The sequence below is a fragment of the Hungatella sp. L36 genome (assembly GCF_014288035.1).
Genome location: NZ_JACOPC010000015.1, coordinates 56,964 through 73,404 on the forward strand (window position 1 = coordinate 56,964; position 16,441 = coordinate 73,404).

At 50.2% G+C, this 16,441-nt stretch carries 17 protein-coding genes; 1 reads left to right on the forward strand and 16 read right to left on the reverse strand.

The annotated features are described in order from the left end of the window. Positions 1-42 precede the first annotated feature (42 nt). Positions 43-1,386: a putative ABC transporter permease gene (locus H8S80_RS26645; protein WP_117632978.1), complete on the forward strand. Its 1,344-nt coding sequence runs from the start codon at positions 43-45 to the stop codon at positions 1,384-1,386. Between the two features lie 82 nt (positions 1,387-1,468). On the opposite strand, the gene H8S80_RS26650 is transcribed toward H8S80_RS26645, so the two are convergent. From H8S80_RS26650 to H8S80_RS26725, 16 genes are all read right to left on the reverse strand, one after another. Then, positions 1,469-3,109 (reverse strand): ABC-F family ATP-binding cassette domain-containing protein, encoded by a 1,641-nt coding sequence (locus H8S80_RS26650; protein WP_002605274.1) that lies wholly within the window; start codon positions 3,107-3,109, stop codon positions 1,469-1,471. 275 nt (positions 3,110-3,384) lie between these two features. Then, positions 3,385-4,035, reverse strand: a complete 651-nt coding sequence (locus H8S80_RS26655; RefSeq protein WP_117632977.1) for a hypothetical protein — start codon at positions 4,033-4,035, stop codon at positions 3,385-3,387. Between the two features lie 92 nt (positions 4,036-4,127). Continuing rightward, on the reverse strand, positions 4,128-4,907 hold the full coding sequence (locus H8S80_RS26660) for an amino acid ABC transporter ATP-binding protein (protein WP_002605276.1): 780 nt from the start codon (positions 4,905-4,907) through the stop codon (positions 4,128-4,130). Positions 4,908-4,923: 16 nt separating this feature from the next. Beyond that, positions 4,924-5,574 (reverse strand): amino acid ABC transporter permease, encoded by a 651-nt coding sequence (locus H8S80_RS26665; protein ID WP_025529760.1) that lies wholly within the window; start codon positions 5,572-5,574, stop codon positions 4,924-4,926. 15 nt (positions 5,575-5,589) lie between these two features. Continuing rightward, on the reverse strand, positions 5,590-6,492 hold the full coding sequence (locus H8S80_RS26670) for an amino acid ABC transporter substrate-binding protein (protein ID WP_117632976.1): 903 nt from the start codon (positions 6,490-6,492) through the stop codon (positions 5,590-5,592). A gap of 161 nt (positions 6,493-6,653) precedes the next feature. Continuing rightward, positions 6,654-7,124 (reverse strand): thioredoxin-dependent thiol peroxidase, encoded by a 471-nt coding sequence (bcp, locus tag H8S80_RS26675; protein ID WP_002605279.1) that lies wholly within the window; start codon positions 7,122-7,124, stop codon positions 6,654-6,656. 46 nt (positions 7,125-7,170) lie between these two features. Further along, on the reverse strand, positions 7,171-8,292 hold the full coding sequence (locus tag H8S80_RS26680; RefSeq protein ID WP_117632975.1) for an alkaline phosphatase family protein: 1,122 nt from the start codon (positions 8,290-8,292) through the stop codon (positions 7,171-7,173). A 55-nt stretch (positions 8,293-8,347) separates the two neighbouring features. Beyond that, on the reverse strand, positions 8,348-9,040 hold the full coding sequence (locus H8S80_RS26685; RefSeq protein WP_117632974.1) for a YjjG family noncanonical pyrimidine nucleotidase: 693 nt from the start codon (positions 9,038-9,040) through the stop codon (positions 8,348-8,350). A gap of 20 nt (positions 9,041-9,060) precedes the next feature. Continuing rightward, positions 9,061-10,332, reverse strand: coding sequence for a dihydroorotase (locus H8S80_RS26690; RefSeq protein WP_117633002.1), 1,272 nt, complete (start codon positions 10,330-10,332; stop codon positions 9,061-9,063). Positions 10,333-10,375: 43 nt separating this feature from the next. After that, positions 10,376-10,834 (reverse strand): threonine/serine exporter family protein, encoded by a 459-nt coding sequence (locus H8S80_RS26695; RefSeq protein WP_025529766.1) that lies wholly within the window; start codon positions 10,832-10,834, stop codon positions 10,376-10,378. A 2-nt stretch (positions 10,835-10,836) separates the two neighbouring features. Then, a complete protein-coding gene (locus H8S80_RS26700) occupies positions 10,837-11,637 on the reverse strand; it encodes a threonine/serine exporter family protein (protein ID WP_025529767.1) in 801 nt (266 codons plus the stop codon). Beyond that, positions 11,621-12,409, reverse strand: coding sequence for an MBL fold metallo-hydrolase (locus H8S80_RS26705; RefSeq protein WP_117632973.1), 789 nt, complete (start codon positions 12,407-12,409; stop codon positions 11,621-11,623). The genes H8S80_RS26700 and H8S80_RS26705 overlap by 17 nt, the downstream gene beginning before the upstream one ends. Before the next feature lie 148 nt (positions 12,410-12,557). After that, positions 12,558-12,878 carry a hypothetical protein gene (locus tag H8S80_RS26710; protein ID WP_117632972.1) on the reverse strand — a complete coding sequence of 107 codons (321 nt, stop codon included), beginning with the start codon at positions 12,876-12,878 and terminating at the stop codon, positions 12,558-12,560. Positions 12,879-13,269: 391 nt separating this feature from the next. After that, positions 13,270-14,013, reverse strand: coding sequence for a MerR family transcriptional regulator (locus tag H8S80_RS26715; protein WP_117632971.1), 744 nt, complete (start codon positions 14,011-14,013; stop codon positions 13,270-13,272). An 81-nt stretch (positions 14,014-14,094) separates the two neighbouring features. Further along, positions 14,095-15,573, reverse strand: coding sequence for a glycoside hydrolase family 32 protein (locus H8S80_RS26720; protein ID WP_117632970.1), 1,479 nt, complete (start codon positions 15,571-15,573; stop codon positions 14,095-14,097). Positions 15,574-15,593: 20 nt separating this feature from the next. Then, positions 15,594-16,433, reverse strand: a complete 840-nt coding sequence (locus H8S80_RS26725; RefSeq protein WP_243007975.1) for a carbohydrate ABC transporter permease — start codon at positions 16,431-16,433, stop codon at positions 15,594-15,596. Positions 16,434-16,441 lie beyond the last annotated feature (8 nt).

Below are 16,441 nucleotides of genomic sequence, written 5' to 3' on the forward strand. Positions count from 1 at the left end.
CCATAAGCCCCATACTTTGGTTTGCGGAAAGGATCTGTACATATGAATGAAGCACTTTTTCAACTGATCTCTTATTTTTTCATCTATTCATTTCTGGGCTGGTGCATGGAAATTGCCTATGCGGCTCTGAAAAAAAAGCATTTCTATAACCGCGGCGTTTTAAATGGCCCTCTCTGCCCGGTTTACGGCATCGGCATGATTCTGATTCTGACCTTTTTCAGTTCTCTGAGAGAGAGTCTCGTCTTCCTGGCCATCGGAAGCGCCGTCATCGCCACGATCCTGGAGTTCTTCACCGGGGCGCTGATGGAAAAGCTGTTTAAGAAGCGGTGGTGGGACTATTCTGATTATAAATACAATCTGGGCGGTTACGTCTGTATCCCATTTTCAGCCCTTTGGGGCGTGGGAGCGGCGCTTACTCTCCGTTTTATTCATCCATTGATCCATATGGTCATCAGCCGGGTTCCAGCGCTGGCCGGACAGATTATCCTCATCGCCGGTCTCGTCATCCTGGCCATGGATTTTATCAGCGTACTCGGTGTGGTCTTCCAGGTACAGAAATACAACACCCGCGTGGAAGAGCTGGCTGAGGGAATGCAGCAGATTTCCAACAGACTGGCGCGCTCCATTTTTACCCGAATTGAACGACGAATGGCTAAGGCCCATCCCGGAGCAGCGCCGGAAAGCACTGCGGCTGAGACCGACTCCGTCTCCCGAGCAAAAACACGTTCCTGCGAGGCAGCTCCAGCCGTCTTCGCCGACGGCTGTTCGTTCCATAAGCTCGTATGGCTGTTCTTTATCGGAGCGTTCCTGGGAGATATCACTGAGACGATCTTCTGCTACGTCACCTCCGGAATCCTGATGAGCCGCAGCAGTGTTGTCTATGGACCCTTCAGCGTCGTGTGGGGGCTGGGCGTTGTGGTCCTCACCATGATGCTTCATAAGTATAAGGACCGTGACGACCGGTATATTTTCCTATTCGGTACTGTGGTAGGCGGCGCCTATGAGTACATCTGCAGCGTGTTCACGGAGATCGCCTTCGGCACCGTATTCTGGGATTACAGCAAACTGCCCTTCAACCTGGGAGGTAGAATCAACCTGCTGTACTGCTTCTTCTGGGGCCTGGCGGCCGTCATCTGGATCAAGCTTCTTTATCCGCGCATCTCGGGTCTCATTGAACGGGTTCCGGTCAAGGCAGGGAAATTATTAAGCTGGTGCATGATCGTCTTCATGACGGTAAACATCGTGATTTCAGCCATGGCACTGGCGCGCTACTCGGACCGGCAGACGGGCCGGGAAGCCGCCAACTCCATCGACTACTTCCTGGATGATCATTTTCCGGATAAGAGGATGGAGTGGATCTACCCGAACGCCATTGTCAAGGAATAGCATGCAAACGGAAGAATCGCCTGGAGAGATAATCCCCAGGCGATTCTTTACTTTATGATAAGTCTTACTTTATTCACTTACTTTATTCATTCTCCTGCATCTGCTCATCGGTCAGTGTAAATACCTGTCTCTTACGCGCCATCTCATCGCTGGCCAGGTACTCGTCGTACGTGGTGATCTTATCGATCAGCTGGCCGTTCACGATCTCCATGATACGGTTAGCGGTCGTCTCCACGATCTGATGGTCACGGGAGGAAAAGAGCAGCACGCCCTGGAACTTCACCAGGCCGTTGTTTAACGCCGTGATGGACTCCATGTCCAGATGGTCGGTCGGCTCGTCGAGCATCAGCACGTTGGCGCCGGAGATCATCAGCTTGGAAAGCATACAGCGGACCTTTTCACCACCGGATAAGACACGGACCTTCTTCACGCCATCCTCTCCCGCAAACAGCATACGTCCCAGGAATCCGCGGACATAGGTCGCTTCCTTTTCAGGAGAGTACTGTGTCAGCCAGTCCACGATGGTGTCATCGTTGTTGAACTCCGCGCTGTTGTCCTTCGGGAAATAGCACTGGCTTGTGGTCAGTCCCCACTTATAATCGCCTTCATCCGGTTCCATCTCGCCGGAAAGAATCTTGAACAGAACCGTCTTCGCCTGCTCGTTGGGGCCAACCAGGGCTACCTTATCTTCTCTGTTTAAGATAAAGGAGATATTGTCGAGCACCTTCACGCCGTCGATCGTCTTGGATAAATTCTGTACGGTCAGCACTTCGTTTCCGATCTCACGGGCCGGGCGGAAATCAATATACGGATATTTACGGCTGGATGGCTTGATATCATCCAGTTCGATCTTTTCAAGAGCACGTTTTCTGGAGGTCGCCTGCTTGGACTTGGAAGCATTGGCGGAGAAACGCTGGATAAATTCCTGCAGCTCCTTGATCTTCTCTTCCTTCTTCCGGTTTGCCTCTTTCATCTGCTTCACCATCAGCTGGCTGGACTCATACCAGAAATCATAGTTACCGGCATACAGCTGAATCTTGCCGTAGTCGATATCCGCGATCTGGGTGCAGACTTTATTTAAGAAATAACGGTCATGGGATACCACGATTACCGTGTTTTCAAAGTTAATCAGGAACTCCTCCAGCCATGCGATGGCATCGAGGTCCAAATGGTTCGTCGGCTCGTCGAGAAGCAGGATATCCGGGTTGCCGAATAACGCCTGGGCAAGCAGTACCTTTACCTTCTGGGCGCCGTTTAATTCCTTCATGTATTTGTAGTGAAACTCTGTCTCGATTCCAAGGCCGTTTAATAAGTTGGCCGCGTCGGACTCCGCTTCCCAGCCGTCCATGGAGGCAAACTCGCCTTCCAGCTCAGCCGCCTTGATGCCGTCTTCATCTGTGAATTCTTCCTTCATATAGATGGCATCTTTTTCTTTCATAATCTCATACAGTCTGGCATTTCCCATGATAACGGTGTCCAGAACCTGGTACTCGTCATATTTAAAATGGTCCTGCTGGAGGAAGGAAAGACGCTGGCCAGGTGTCATCACGATGTCGCCGCTCGTCGGCTCCAGCTGTCCTGATAAAATTCTTAAAAACGTTGATTTTCCTGCACCATTGGCACCGATCATGCCGTAGCAGTTGCCTTCCGTAAATTTAATATTTACATCTTCAAACAATGCCTTCTTGCCAATACGTAAGGTTACATTATTCGCACTAATCATTCCCAATAAATTCCTTTCTTATAACCGCCGCTCGCTCTGTCATTATTTCCAGTGAGCAGGCACCCGCTGCGGGAGTTTCCGCTCACACAAAACAGGGCTCATAAGGCCCCGTCTCTCATCTCTCTTATTTTACATGAAAATCCCGAATTTGCAAGCCTTTTATCAAAAAAGCCTGTAAATCCGGTGATTTTCAGCTGGATGCATTATTTCAATCCACATTCTGAGTCCAGAATACAAAACCCAGAATGACATAGTAGCTATGCTACCATTAAAATCTATTTGGCGGACTCTACTTTAAGCGGGAAATTGGACTCGCTGCCCGCATCGTAGGTCACTGTCACATACGTTACTTTTACCCTGGCGCCGCTGCCGTTGCTGTCGTCTGTGGCCTGGCCGAGAACGCCGGTATTAAGGCCCTCGCAGTTATCTTTTAAGAAGCCTGTTTCTTCCCCTTTATCGTCCCGGATCGTAAAGCTGCTCATGGCCTGGTCCGTTACGCTTCCGGTCATGGTCTTCACTTCCATATTCTCCTGGGCATCCAGCACCAGCACAATCTTTGCATTGGCGGCGTCGTCTCCGGAGATCTCTCCCTTGTAAATGATGGAGACAGAGGTCCCCTCCTTCAGCTCATAGGTGGTCTCGATCACCACGCCGTTTAAGTTAAATTTCACTTCCGTATCGCCGTTTTTGACCGTCATGTCCTCCAGCGTATCCGATACCGATTCCACGCTGCACGTCAAAATCTTAAACTCCGCAGTGTTGCCCGGCGCCTCCAGCGTCGCGGCCGGTGTCGTCGCCGGTTCCTTCGTCTCCGGTTCCGCTGTGGTGGGTGCCGGTGTCGTCTCTGTATTACTGGAAGATTTTCCGCAGGCCGTAAAAGCAAGGGCCGCGCAGAGCGCCATTATCACAATCAGTGTTCGTTTCATTCGCATCCTCTTCTTTCTGCTATGTACCATAAGTAGCTTTGTCAAGTGCTCATAGTATATCATCCGATTGTGAAAATTGCTTTGCTTTTTTCTTAATTTTTGAGAGAACCGTAGCCATCCCCGTACCGGCCCAAAAAGTTCTGCGTGCGCTCATTATTGGAGGCGAAAACCTCCTCCGGCGTCCCCTCTTCCACGATCAGCCCATCCGCCATGAAGATGACGCGGTCCGAGATGTCTCTGGCAAATGCCATCTCATGAGTCACGATCACCATGGTGATCTGTAAATCGGCCAGAGAACGGATCACCTTCAGCACCTCGCCCGTAAGCTCCGGGTCCAGCGCAGAGGTGGGCTCGTCAAAGAACAGGATCTTGGGGTTTAAGGCGAGAGCCCTTGCGATGGCAACACGCTGGCACTGGCCGCCGGAGAGCTGGCAGGGGTATGCCTCCGCCTTGTCCTCCAGTCCCATCTTGCGAAGCAGGTCGTACGCCTCGCGGATTACCTCCTCTGATTTTCGCTTCTGCACATGGATCGGCGCGTCGATGATATTTTTCAGCACATTGTAATGGGGAAATAAGTTAAAATTCTGGAAAACGAGGCCGTAATTTCCCTGGATTTCCTTTTGTTTTTCCTTTCCTGCATAGACGGCGGTTCCGTCAGGGCCGTTCCAGGCCGCCTTTTCGCCCAGGTACAGCAGCTCGCCGCTGTCCATCCGCTCCAGCATCGTCGCACAGCGAAGCAGCGTGGACTTGCCCGATCCGGACGGACCGATGATGGAGACAATCTCGCCTTCCGCTACCGCTAAGGAGATGTCTTTCAGTACGCCCTGGCCGTCAAATGATTTCTTGATATGATTCATTTCCAGCAGATACATATGGTTTCTCCTCCCCTTATTGATAGTAATTCAGCCGTTTTTCCACGGTTTCCATGATGACAGCCACCAGCAGATTAAATATGTAGTAGAACAGGCCCGCCGCCACAAACGGAATCAGGCTTGTCTGGGAGGACGCCAGTGCCTTTGCCACCGCAAACATCTCCAGGACGCTGATGGTAAATGCCAGGGAGGTGTCCTTGACCAGCGTGATCACCTCGTTCGTTACCGAGGGGAGAATCCGTTTCATCACCTGCGGAAATATAATCCGGAAAAATGTCTGTGTCTTCGAATATCCCAGCAGCTTCGCCGCCTCATACTGGCCAACCGGCATGGACTGGATCCCGCTCCGGTATATCTCCGCAAAATATGCCGCGTAGTTGACGACAAAGCCGATAAAGGCCGCCCAGAGGCGGTAATTATTCCCCACTTTTATTTTGAACAGATAGTATGGGCCGAAATAAACCACCATCAGCTGCAGCATCAGAGGGGTCCCTCTCATGACTGAAATATAAAATTTTACAATGGTTCTGATTACAGGATTTTTCGACATCCTGCCAAAGGATATGAAAAGTCCCAGAGGCAGGGAAAAAATAAGCGTCACAAAAAATATCTGGATGCTGATCCACATGCCTCCTGCCAGCTGTGAAAAAATCTTCGTTAAAGTCATGGTCTTCCCCTGTCTCTATTTACCAATCGTTGTGATATCTTTATCGAACCACTTCTCGGATATCTTCGCCAGGGTACCGTCTGCCGCCAGTGCTTCCAGCTGTTCCTGAACCTGATCCTTTAAGGTGTCATTTCCCTTCTTGAATCCAACCGCATAGTTTTCCGCGGCAAGCGTCTCATCCAATACGATGAAATCAACCTGTCTCTGCTCGATCTGGAAACGGGCCACTACCTCGTCCATGGCGATGGCATCGACCGCTCCCATCTGTAAATCCATAAAGGCCGTATTATAGTCCGGTGTCGTCTGAAGCGTCCCAAATGTCCCCGTCAGATCCGGATCGTCTTTTAATGCCGCTTCCGCGGAGGACTCCGCCTGAACCTCCACTACCTTTCCGGCCAAATCCGCCAGAGTCTTGATGCCGGACTCCGCTGTCACCACAAATACCTGCTGATTCGCCATATAGGCTTCCGACCATGTATAATCGTCCTCACGGCCTGTCATGGTAAATCCGTTCCAGATACAGTCGATATTACCGGACTCCAGCTCCATATCCTTTGCCGCCCAGTCAACCGGCTGGGGAACAAACTCCAGTCCGAGACGTTCAGCGACCTCCTTTGCCACCTCCAGGTCAAAACCGGTGTACTCTCCATCATCGCCCACAAACCCCATAGGCGGAAATTCCTGATCAAATCCTACTGTAAATGTACCGCCCGCGGCTCCTGCCTCAGAAGCCTCCGCCTCGGGTGCCTTCGTATCCGCACTGGTATCCGCATCAGCCTCCACTGCCGTCGTATCCGCCGCTTTTCCAGTCGTTTCTGCTGTCTCCGCCGCCGTATTACCGGCCGCCTGTCCGGAACACCCGGATACCATTGCCATCAGCCCCAGGGCTGCCACCATTACCATAACGCTCTTCTTCATAATTGTTGTTTCCTCCTCTGCATTTTCATGTGCTACCATGGTAGCACACTAAAGTATTTCTGTAAAGAAGATTTTTTATAATTTCTTTGATTTGGAACGCAGCCTGTAAACAGCGAAAAACCGGAGGCTGTCACTGCCCCCGGTTTTTCGGCGTACCTTCTTTATGCATTTGCCTTTTCATCCAGATACTCCAGGATCTCCTGTGCATTCGTATCCGGTTTTACTTTCTCGAAGACCTTTTCGATCACACCATTCTCATCGATCACAAAGGTGCTTCTGACAACGCCCATGGACACTTTTCCATAAAGCTTTTTCTCCTGCCAGACGTCATACGCCTTTATGGCCTCCAGCTCCGGATCGGATACCAGAATGAAGGGCAGTTCATGTTTCTGGGCAAAGCTGCTGTGGCTCTTTACGCTGTCCTTGCTCACTCCGATGACTTCCACGCCCCTCTGCTGATATCCCGCATATGCGCCGGCAAAGGCACACGCCTCACGGGTGCAGCCCGGTGTGTTATCCCTCGGATAAAAATAGAGAACCACCTTCTTCCCCAGAAAAGAGGAGAGTGTTACGGGATTGCCGTCCTTATCGTTCAATGTAAAATCTGGTGCTTTTGTTCCTGCCTGCAGCATATTTTGTACCTCCTTATTTGCTCATAATGTTGATTCATTTCATTCGTTACCTTTTTTCCACCGCGATAAAAGGAACCTTCATCTCCCGTTCCGTAAAGCCTGAGTGATTGGACTTCCATTTACTGTCGCTGTCTTCGTAATTGATCCCCATGCAGCTTACCGCTACCGCCAGATAGTCGCCCATAAGCTCCGGCAATCTCGGATGGGGAACACCGCCTCCGAATATATTCTGCCCCAGAACCGCGTCTTTGGACAGCAGCAAAAACTGATCCCCAAAGAGCCGTTTAAACAGATCCGGAAACTGCGCCAGGTATTCCTGTTTCACATAGAAGGACGCCGCCCTGGCTTCTATCACAGGCGGGCGCTCCAGCATCCGGTCCAGTTCGGGATAATCCCGGATCAGGAAATATCCGGTATCTCCGTGACCGTGATCGGCCGTCACGATGAGAAGCGTATCCTCGAGGTCACGGCAGAGCCGCTCAACGCGCTGGTCAATGTCCCTGATAATTTCAGTAACCGACTCATGACAGCATCCGGCGTCGTGCATCGTATAATCCGGTTCACCCCAGTAGGCATAAATATAGTTTCTTTCTTCTTTCCCGCACAGGCCTTTTACCGTGTCAAACAGCTCCTCATATTTGGTAATTCTGGCGGAGCCGTACAGAGAGACGACATATGCTTTTGCATTCCCCGTCTCCTCTATTTTCTCATAGACCGTTCGGTACCGCAGATACTGTCTCGCCGCATGGAACTTTGCGGCCTGCTCCTGCGTACCTCTCCGGGTGTTGGGAAAGAGCGAAACGATATCGCCCAGTTCAGGGAAATACAGATTCCAGCCGAGCCATCCGTGTTCCGCCGGTGTTAAGCCGCTCTCGATGGAAGTCGTCGCGGCCGTGGTGGTCGGCGGAAAGACCGAGGACAGTTCCCCAAGCGCGTGGCTCCTTAAAAAACTGTTTTCAGGCAGATGGCGGCGGAGCACCTCCATCCCCAGGCCATCAAACAGCATAATCACCACATGCTTGTATGGGTGCTGAAGAAGCTCATCCATCGGTTCGAACGTCTTATGGTGGTATTCTGCCCCATAATGCTTCAGTATCGAACAGCTCAGACTCACAATGCTGTGGTCATAATCCACAAACATTCCGTTTTCACCTCCATTTATCCCCATGCACGCCCTCCCTTTACACAAATCAGACAATCTATCAGGCAGTTCCGCCTGCTGACTACAAAAATTCCTTCAGCTCCTTAAGCGACCGGATCTCCCGGTCAACCTTGACACCAGCGGTAAGAACAGCCCCCTGCGGATTAAACCAGCAGGTGTCGATTCCCGCTGTATTTCCACCTTTTATATCCGAGTTTAAGGAGTCTCCCACGATCAGGGTCCGTTCTCTCTCCGCTCCCAGCATGGCCTCAAAGCAGCAGTCAAAATACTCTTTCTGCGGCTTCTGATACCCGACTTCCTCTGAAATAAAGGATTTCTTAAAGTACCGGTCCAGACCGGAATCCGCCATCCGCATCTTCTGAGTCTCCGTAAAACCGTTTGTCACCACATACAGGTCATACCGATCCTGCAAATACTCCAGCACCTCCACGGCCTCCGGCATGACAATCGCCGTATGATTCAGGATTTCCCTGTAATTGTGCTCGGTCTGTATCCCGTCGGCAGTAATGCCGTGGGCCTCAAATACGGCGCCGAATCTGGTATCCGTAATATGGTCCTTCGTGATGAGACCTTTCTCATAGGCGTCCCACAGATCGCGGTTCACCCTGCGGTACGTCCCGATTAAATCCGCTGTCCGGTATGCTCCGCTTTCTTCATACTCTTTAAACACACTGGCAAGCCCATTTTCCTCCGCGGAATCGAAATCGAGAAGCGTTCCGTCCACATCGAAAAGGATAGTCGTATATTTATTCATCAAATCTTCCCCCTCCGGCCTTATTCTCCGTCCCGATAAACGATTTTCCCGCCGCAGATCGTGTATTTTACTTTTCCGTACAGTCTGCTTCCGGTAAACGGGGAATTAGAGGATTTCGACGCAAATTCCCCTACGGTCCACTCTTCCTCCGGATCAAACAGCACCAGGTCCGCCGCCTTACCTTCTTCCACGGAACCGGAATCCAGATGGTAGAGCTTCGCCGGATTCAGGCTCATCTTCTCCATCAGCTCAAGCAGGCTTAAATGGCCCGGGCGAACCAGATTCGTGACTGCCAGCCCCAGCGCCGTCTCAAGCCCGATAATCCCGCTGGGCGCCTGCGTCAGCGGTCTGGCCTTCTCTTCTGCACTGTGCGGGGCGTGATCCGTGGCAATCATATCGATGCTGCCGTTCTTTAATCCCTCTATAATGGCCTGGCGGTCCCTTTCCGTCCGGAGAGGCGGATTCATCTTCGCCAGAGTCCCATGCTCCAGAACCGCGTTTTCCGTCAGTGTAAAATGGTGCGGCGTAACCTCCGCGTATACCCGCGCTCCCAGCTCCTTCGCCAGCTTCACCATCCGCACGGCTCCCTCGGAGCTGATATGCTGAATGTCCACCGCGGCCCCTGTGTGCAGGGCGATCATGCAGTCGCGGGCTACCAGAGAATCCTCCGCCAGTGCCGGTGAGCCATAGATCCCCAGCTCGTCCGAGACAGCGCCGTGGTTAATTCCATTGTTGACAATAAACGCCGGGTCTTCCTCATGGAAGCTTAGCGGAAGATCCAGACACGCCGCCTCCTCCATGGCTGTCTTTAAAAGCTTCTCATCCATGATCGGTATCCCGTCGTCAGTAAAGCCTGCCGCCCCATGGGCCTTCAGCGCCTCCATGTCGGTCAGTTCCTTCCCGGCGAGTCCCACTGTCACCGCGGCGGCCTGAAGCACATGAATCCCGGTCTTCTTTCCCTCCTCGATAACGTACCGGAGCGTCTCCACATTATCCACCGGCGGCTTCGTATTCGCCATGCAGACAACCGTCGTGAAACCGCCTTTTGCCGCAGCGGCAGCGCCGGTATGAATATCTTCTTTATACGTAAGCCCCGGATCCCGGAAATGCACGTGTACATCCACGAGTCCCGGCGCCGCGACGAGCCCTTTGCCGTCGATGACCGTGTCAAATTCACCGTCCGTCTCCGCGCAGTCTCCCACGCGAAGAATGGTTCCGTCCGAAATTACGATAGAACCCGTTCTGTCGAGTCCATTTCCCGGACTCACAATCCGGATATTTTTAATCAGCATCCTCATGCCGTACCTCCTTATGATGAGCACTCCGCCGGGCCTGTTACCGGCTTCGCGGATTACCCTGTTTCTCTTCTTTCTTCGAAAACACCCTGAATATCCCCTGCGGCAGTTCAAACACAAACACGATCCCCAGGACGATGGCCACCGCCACCTTAAGGGCCATATAACCGGTCTGGGACGCCTTGTCCAGCTCATTTGTCACGATATAATAGGCGGTCCAGTACACCCCCGCGCCGGGTACCAGCGGAAAGAGGCCCGAAATCAGAAATATGGTGACCGGACACCGTTCCCTGACCGCAAAAAGCCGCGACAGCAGGATCACCACGATCGTGGCAAAGAGCGCAGCAGCCGGCGCGGTGCTGCTCTGAATCAAAATGGAGTAAACGGCCCATCCGGCTCCGCCGATCAGTCCACAGTATGGATAATACTTTGTGGGAACCCCGAACAGGAGGGAAAATGATACCGTCCCTCCGACGGCCGCCGCCACAGAAATGAGCAGTGTCACAGCATCACACCTCCCGTCAGCCCACGGAACAGGCTGAACACAAGTCCAACGCCCATGGCAATACAGAAAAATACCAGCAGAGCATCCAGCATCCGCACGGATCCGGAGATGTAGTCCCCATCTGCGATATCCCGTATGGCGTTGGTAAACGCCACTCCCGGCACCAGAGGCATGATGGAACCGATAATCATGAAATTCAAGTGCTGCCCTACGGAAAGCAGATACATCACGGAACAGAGAAAGGTCACCAGTGCACCTCCTCCGATATTTCCCACAATCTTCGATAAATGCGGGCCGCTGATATACAGCACGTAAAAATACAGGAGCACGCCCGACACAAAAGCCGCCGCGCTGTCCATGAAATTGCCCCCGAACAGCATACAGAAGCATGCGCTTCCCACACCGGAGGCCAGGATCTGCATGGTCTTCGTCTTTCCGGGCATGACGCGGATCTCATCCAGCCGTTCCCTCACTTCGCCTATGGTATACCGCCCCTCCACGATCTCCCTGGACAGCTGGTTCACCGCGGCCACCCGGTTTAGATGGACTCCGCTCACCGGGATATGCTGGACCTTTGCAAAGATCTCTTCCCTCTCATTTCCCGAGGTAATAAAAATCCCATTGCTCAACACAAATGCGTTTCCCGACTCGATTCCGTAATAGTGGCAAATTCTGTCGATCGTCTCCTCCACCCGGAAAATCTCGGCTCCATTTTCCAGCAGAATGTGGCCCGCCTGCATGGCGGCGTCCAGGATCTCCCGCTGTTCCTCCCCGCTTAACTCACACGAAACGTTCATCTTCCTCTGTAAAGACCTCCCCATCCCCAGTAATCTCTTCAATCCTGTCTCTGTAACCGGCCGAACAGCCGAGTGCCCGGATCTTCCCTATCACAGAATAATCTCCCCAGCAATGCATGGGAAATACATGTTTCACATCCACTTTATGCAGGAATTCGTCCATTCCCAGATAAAAATCATCCTCCTGCCTCGGATCCAGCGGCAAAAAAGCCACATCCAGGTGCATTCCGGCCATTTTATCAATCTGAGCACTGTATTTTTTAGCCATGGAGTCGTTCCAGTTATCCGGTTCGCCCTCCCATCTCCAGTTATTTAAGTCTCCCGCATGATAGATGGTTTTGCCCTCCGCCTCAATCAGAAACGCCACACCTTCATCCGTCGATTTATAAGTATGGATGGTCAAACAGGCGTCAGATATCACTCCATCTTCTATCTGATTCTCCGGAGTTCCCGTGAGCTGCCGGATTATACCGTTCTCCAGCCTGTACTTCGCCGTCTCCCCATGCTTTAGGGAATCCGTAAGCGGCCGCACCTCCTCCGGCAGGCGCTTCCTCCAGATATCGTTGGACAGGACAAACCTGACGTTTCCATGTTCCTTTATCAAATCAAAAATCACAGGCGAATAGTGGTCTCCATGCCTGTGGCTTGCCAATACCAGAAGTGGTTTTTCCCGCTTCATCCCGGGAATCGTTCCCTCCGTATAATCAAACAGCAGATAAACCGATTCCAGCTCCACTAAAAAAGAGCTGTGATGGATATAAGTAATCTTCATGTGACGCCTCCTTTCCCGTTATCCCTATTCTGTTATAACGGAAAGCGTTTGTCAACTTTTTTCTTCTTTTATAATCAGAAAGGGCGGAGACACTCGTCTCCGCCCAAATAAATTGCTTTTTTGCTGTAACAGCTTATGTCAGTTCTGATTAGTTCGCTGCTGTTGTAGCTTCTTCTGTTACTGCTTCTGCGTCTTCAAGAGATGCAGCTTCAACTTCTTCAGAAGACTCTTCTGCGGAAGCATCCTCAGAATCTACTGCTTCTGTAGACTCTGCGTCTGCAGCTTCTCCTTCAGTAGTCTCATCTGCAGCTTCTTCTGTTGTAACTGCTTCTGTTGTTGCTTCTGTTGTAACTTCAGCTTCTGTTGCTGCAGTTGTCTCAGCAGTTGTACCGCTGCCACATGCAGAGATTGATGCCATAGTTAATACCGCGATGCCTGTAAGTACGAGTTTCTTTGCTGTCAGTTTCATAATTGTTCTCCTCCTTGCGACTACATAGGTGTCTTTTTGTTATGTCTTAGAATTGTGTCATGACTTTCGGTTGTCCTATGCCCTCAAGTCGAGAGTCAGTTTATCACTCCAAACGTTTAAAGTCAATGTTCTTTCTGTGATTTTTTTCTTAATTAAAAGTCACCCGATTTCTTAAAATTTATTACAATTGACAAAAGAGGTTCTAAACTGAAAACTATGAAAATATACTCTTGTAACCATACTGTACTTTTTTAGGCGTTCTTTATTTCATGTCATTATGCACTATTATACAATGCTATGGCGCAGCGTTTTTTGTGTACTTTTTTGCTATTTTCCTGTGTTTTTGTGTTTTTACCACGTTTGCGGCGCTTTTCAGCCCATTTTCCATTATTTACCGTTTGCAGTAGCTTTCTATCGCCCGGCTCATAAATTCGGCTGTGTGTTCGCCGAACTGGTCGATATTTTCTTTAAAACGTCCGTCCCCCACGTACATTTTTCCCAGTCCCTCCAGGATTTCCAGGGTGCATTCGTAGTAGTTTTCGGTGATATGGCTCCTCCACCGCTCCACTAATCCGGCCGCACGGCTGCCCTCAGGCGTCTCACCAGCCTGGGCGCACTCCGCAAATTCCCGGAAAATATCACTCATTTCTCCGTTTAAAGCCTTCCACTTTTCCTCTCCGTAGTGGGAAGTCTTCTTTTCACTTTCGCGGTACGCCTCCGTGTCACCCCAGCGTTCCTTCGCTTCTTTCGCGTACTTTTTCTTTGCTTCTTCTATCTCGTGCATATCAAATTCCTGAAAACTCATGGTGTTTTCTCCTCTCATCATACTGTCCACCAGTCCGGTCAGCCGGCGCAGCCGCTCGATCTTCAGCAAGAGCAGCGACTTATGGGCCGCAAGTGCTTCCTGGCGGTCATAGTCAGGCTTCGACAACATGTCTTTGATTTCCTTCAGAGGAAAATCCAGTTCCCGGTACAGCAAAATCTGCTGCAGCGCTGTAAGCGCCTCCTCGTCGTAATAACGGTACCCCGCCTCCGTCGTGTCGGTTGGTTTCAGCAGCCCTATTTCATCATAGTAATGGAGTGTGCGCACACTGATATTTGTTAATTTTGCTGTCTCGCTTACTGTCAGTCTCATAGTTATCACCGCCTTCATTTTTTACTATAACGTATGACGCAGCGTGAGAGTCAAGAGATATTTTTTTAGAAATATAAATTTTCAATTTTTTTTGATCGCCCAGGACTGAACCTTTAAAATCTTAACCATACCGCCTATTCCGCGTATTTTAATACGGTCTGCATTTTCTGGAACATAAACTGTATTTGTCATACAGGTCATATAGTCATCGGTAAACAACTCCACCGATGCGGAATCAATAAACACATGAATACGGCAGGCCGTTTCACTGACCGAGCGGAAAGAGCAGCGTCTTTTACTCTTCAAATGGTCAAAGGTATGGGAACGGTCAAATTCTATTTCTCCAAGCTTCAGGTTTAAGTTTACAAGAACCTTCTCCTTTTCATTGCTCTTAACCTCCAACTGGATGATTTCAGCCGTCGTCCCCTTCAAGTTAAAATCAATTATCATTTCACAATGGGAATTATCTGCCGTTTCTATGGAGATCCCCTCTTCGCCTGCAGTTTCGGAAACCATTTCTGCCGGTTCAGTCCGATAATTCTTTAGCTCCTGTACAGGCTCAAAATGCAGCCGTCCCAGTTCATCCAGACGCAGTTCTCTGGGCAGTGCCATTCCACCGCACCAGCCCATTTTCGATGTATAATAGGTGCCGTCACACCACGGCATCCAGTTCCAGCTGTTCATCCAGCCAATCATAATACAGCGGCCGTTTCCGTCTTTAATTACCTGCGGTGCATAGTAATCCATTCCCCAGTCAATTTCCCCATACGTATCCCAGAAAAACTTTCCGGCCGGATAATCGAAGTTCCCGGTTAAATATACCGACTTTCTTAGATTCAACCCGTGCGGCGAAATAAACAGGATATGTTTTCCCCCAATTTCAAAGAAATTAGGGCACTCACATACAGACCCCAATTCTCCCAGACTCTCGGCCATTGTATTGATAAAACGCCAGTTTTTTAAGTCATTTGAGCGGTAAAGGAGTGCTTGTGCAAAATGATCCTTTGTAGATCCCAGAATCATATTCCACTCCCCGTTCTGACGCCAAATGTAAGGGTCTCTGAAGTCCTTCTTATCTGCTTCGCAAAGAGTATCAGCCAAAATAGGACTGTCCTCTGTCTTTGTAAAATGTATCCCATCATCGCTGACAGCCATACACTGCCCCTGCTGCATACCATTCCGGGCATCGAGTCCCGTATACATTAAATATACCTTCTGATCAAGTTCCAGCGCACAGCCAGACCAGCAGCCTCCCCCATCACATTCGTCAACAGGTGCCAATGCTACCGGAAGGTCTTCCCAGTCTACCAGATTCTCACTGACTGCATGCCCCCAATACATCTTATAATCACCTGGTTCTGATACATATGGCATATGCTGGTAAAACAAATGGTATTTTCCACCCAGGATGGAAAAACCATTAGGATCGTTGCACCAGCCAGCCGGAACCTCAAAATGATACTTTTGTCTCAGCGGGTTATTCTTAATTTCCTCATGCCGCTCCATAACATAGGCTGTCGCCCTCGCAGCTTCTTCTATATTCTTATTTACATTGCCCATTTTTATTCTGTAATCCTTTCCTATCCTTTTATCCCCGACTGGGCGATACCCTGTACATAATACTTCTGGAAGAAAATAAACATGACTACTACCGGAAGCGTGCTTAATGTCAACGCCGCAAAAATTGGTCCATAGTGAACTGGAGGGGCCGTAAACAACGTCTGAAGTCCCAGCTGCACGGTCTTTGTCCTGTCGTCGGTCACCAAAACCGGCCATAAAAAGTCTCCCCAGTGTTCGATAAACTGCAGAATCAACACGGTCGCGTACACCGGGAACGACAAAGGAAGCACAATCTTAAAAAATGCCTTTAAAGGAGACGCTCCATCAATATATGCTGCCTCCAGAAGTGAATCCGGAATATCCACGAAAAACTGACGAAACAGAAAGATACTGAAGCAGTTGGCCGTAAACGGCGCTATAAGTGCAGAAAAAGTGTTCAGCATCTTGAACTTAAAGATCATAAAGTACAACGGCAGTATAATGCTTTCCAACGGAATAATAATAAGTGCTACAATCAAGCTGAACAAAAAATCACGCCCCCTGAATTGAAGCTTTGCAAGAGCAAAACCGCACATGGAATTAACGATTAATCCCAATCCGATCATAATCGTAACGTAATAAAGGCTGTTAAGCATTGTTCTCACGATCTCCCCCTTCTCCAGGATAGACCGGTAATTATCGAGGCTCCCGCTAATGGGCAGAAATGCCCTCACGGAAGTCATATCTGCAAATATGTTGACCTCAGGTTTTACTGATGATACCACCATCCATACAAGCGGAGCCAGGAACACGACGGCAAGAAAAATGTTGAGTGTATACATCAGTATTCGGTTAAGCAGTCTGCTTTTTTTAATTCCCACTCTCGTTC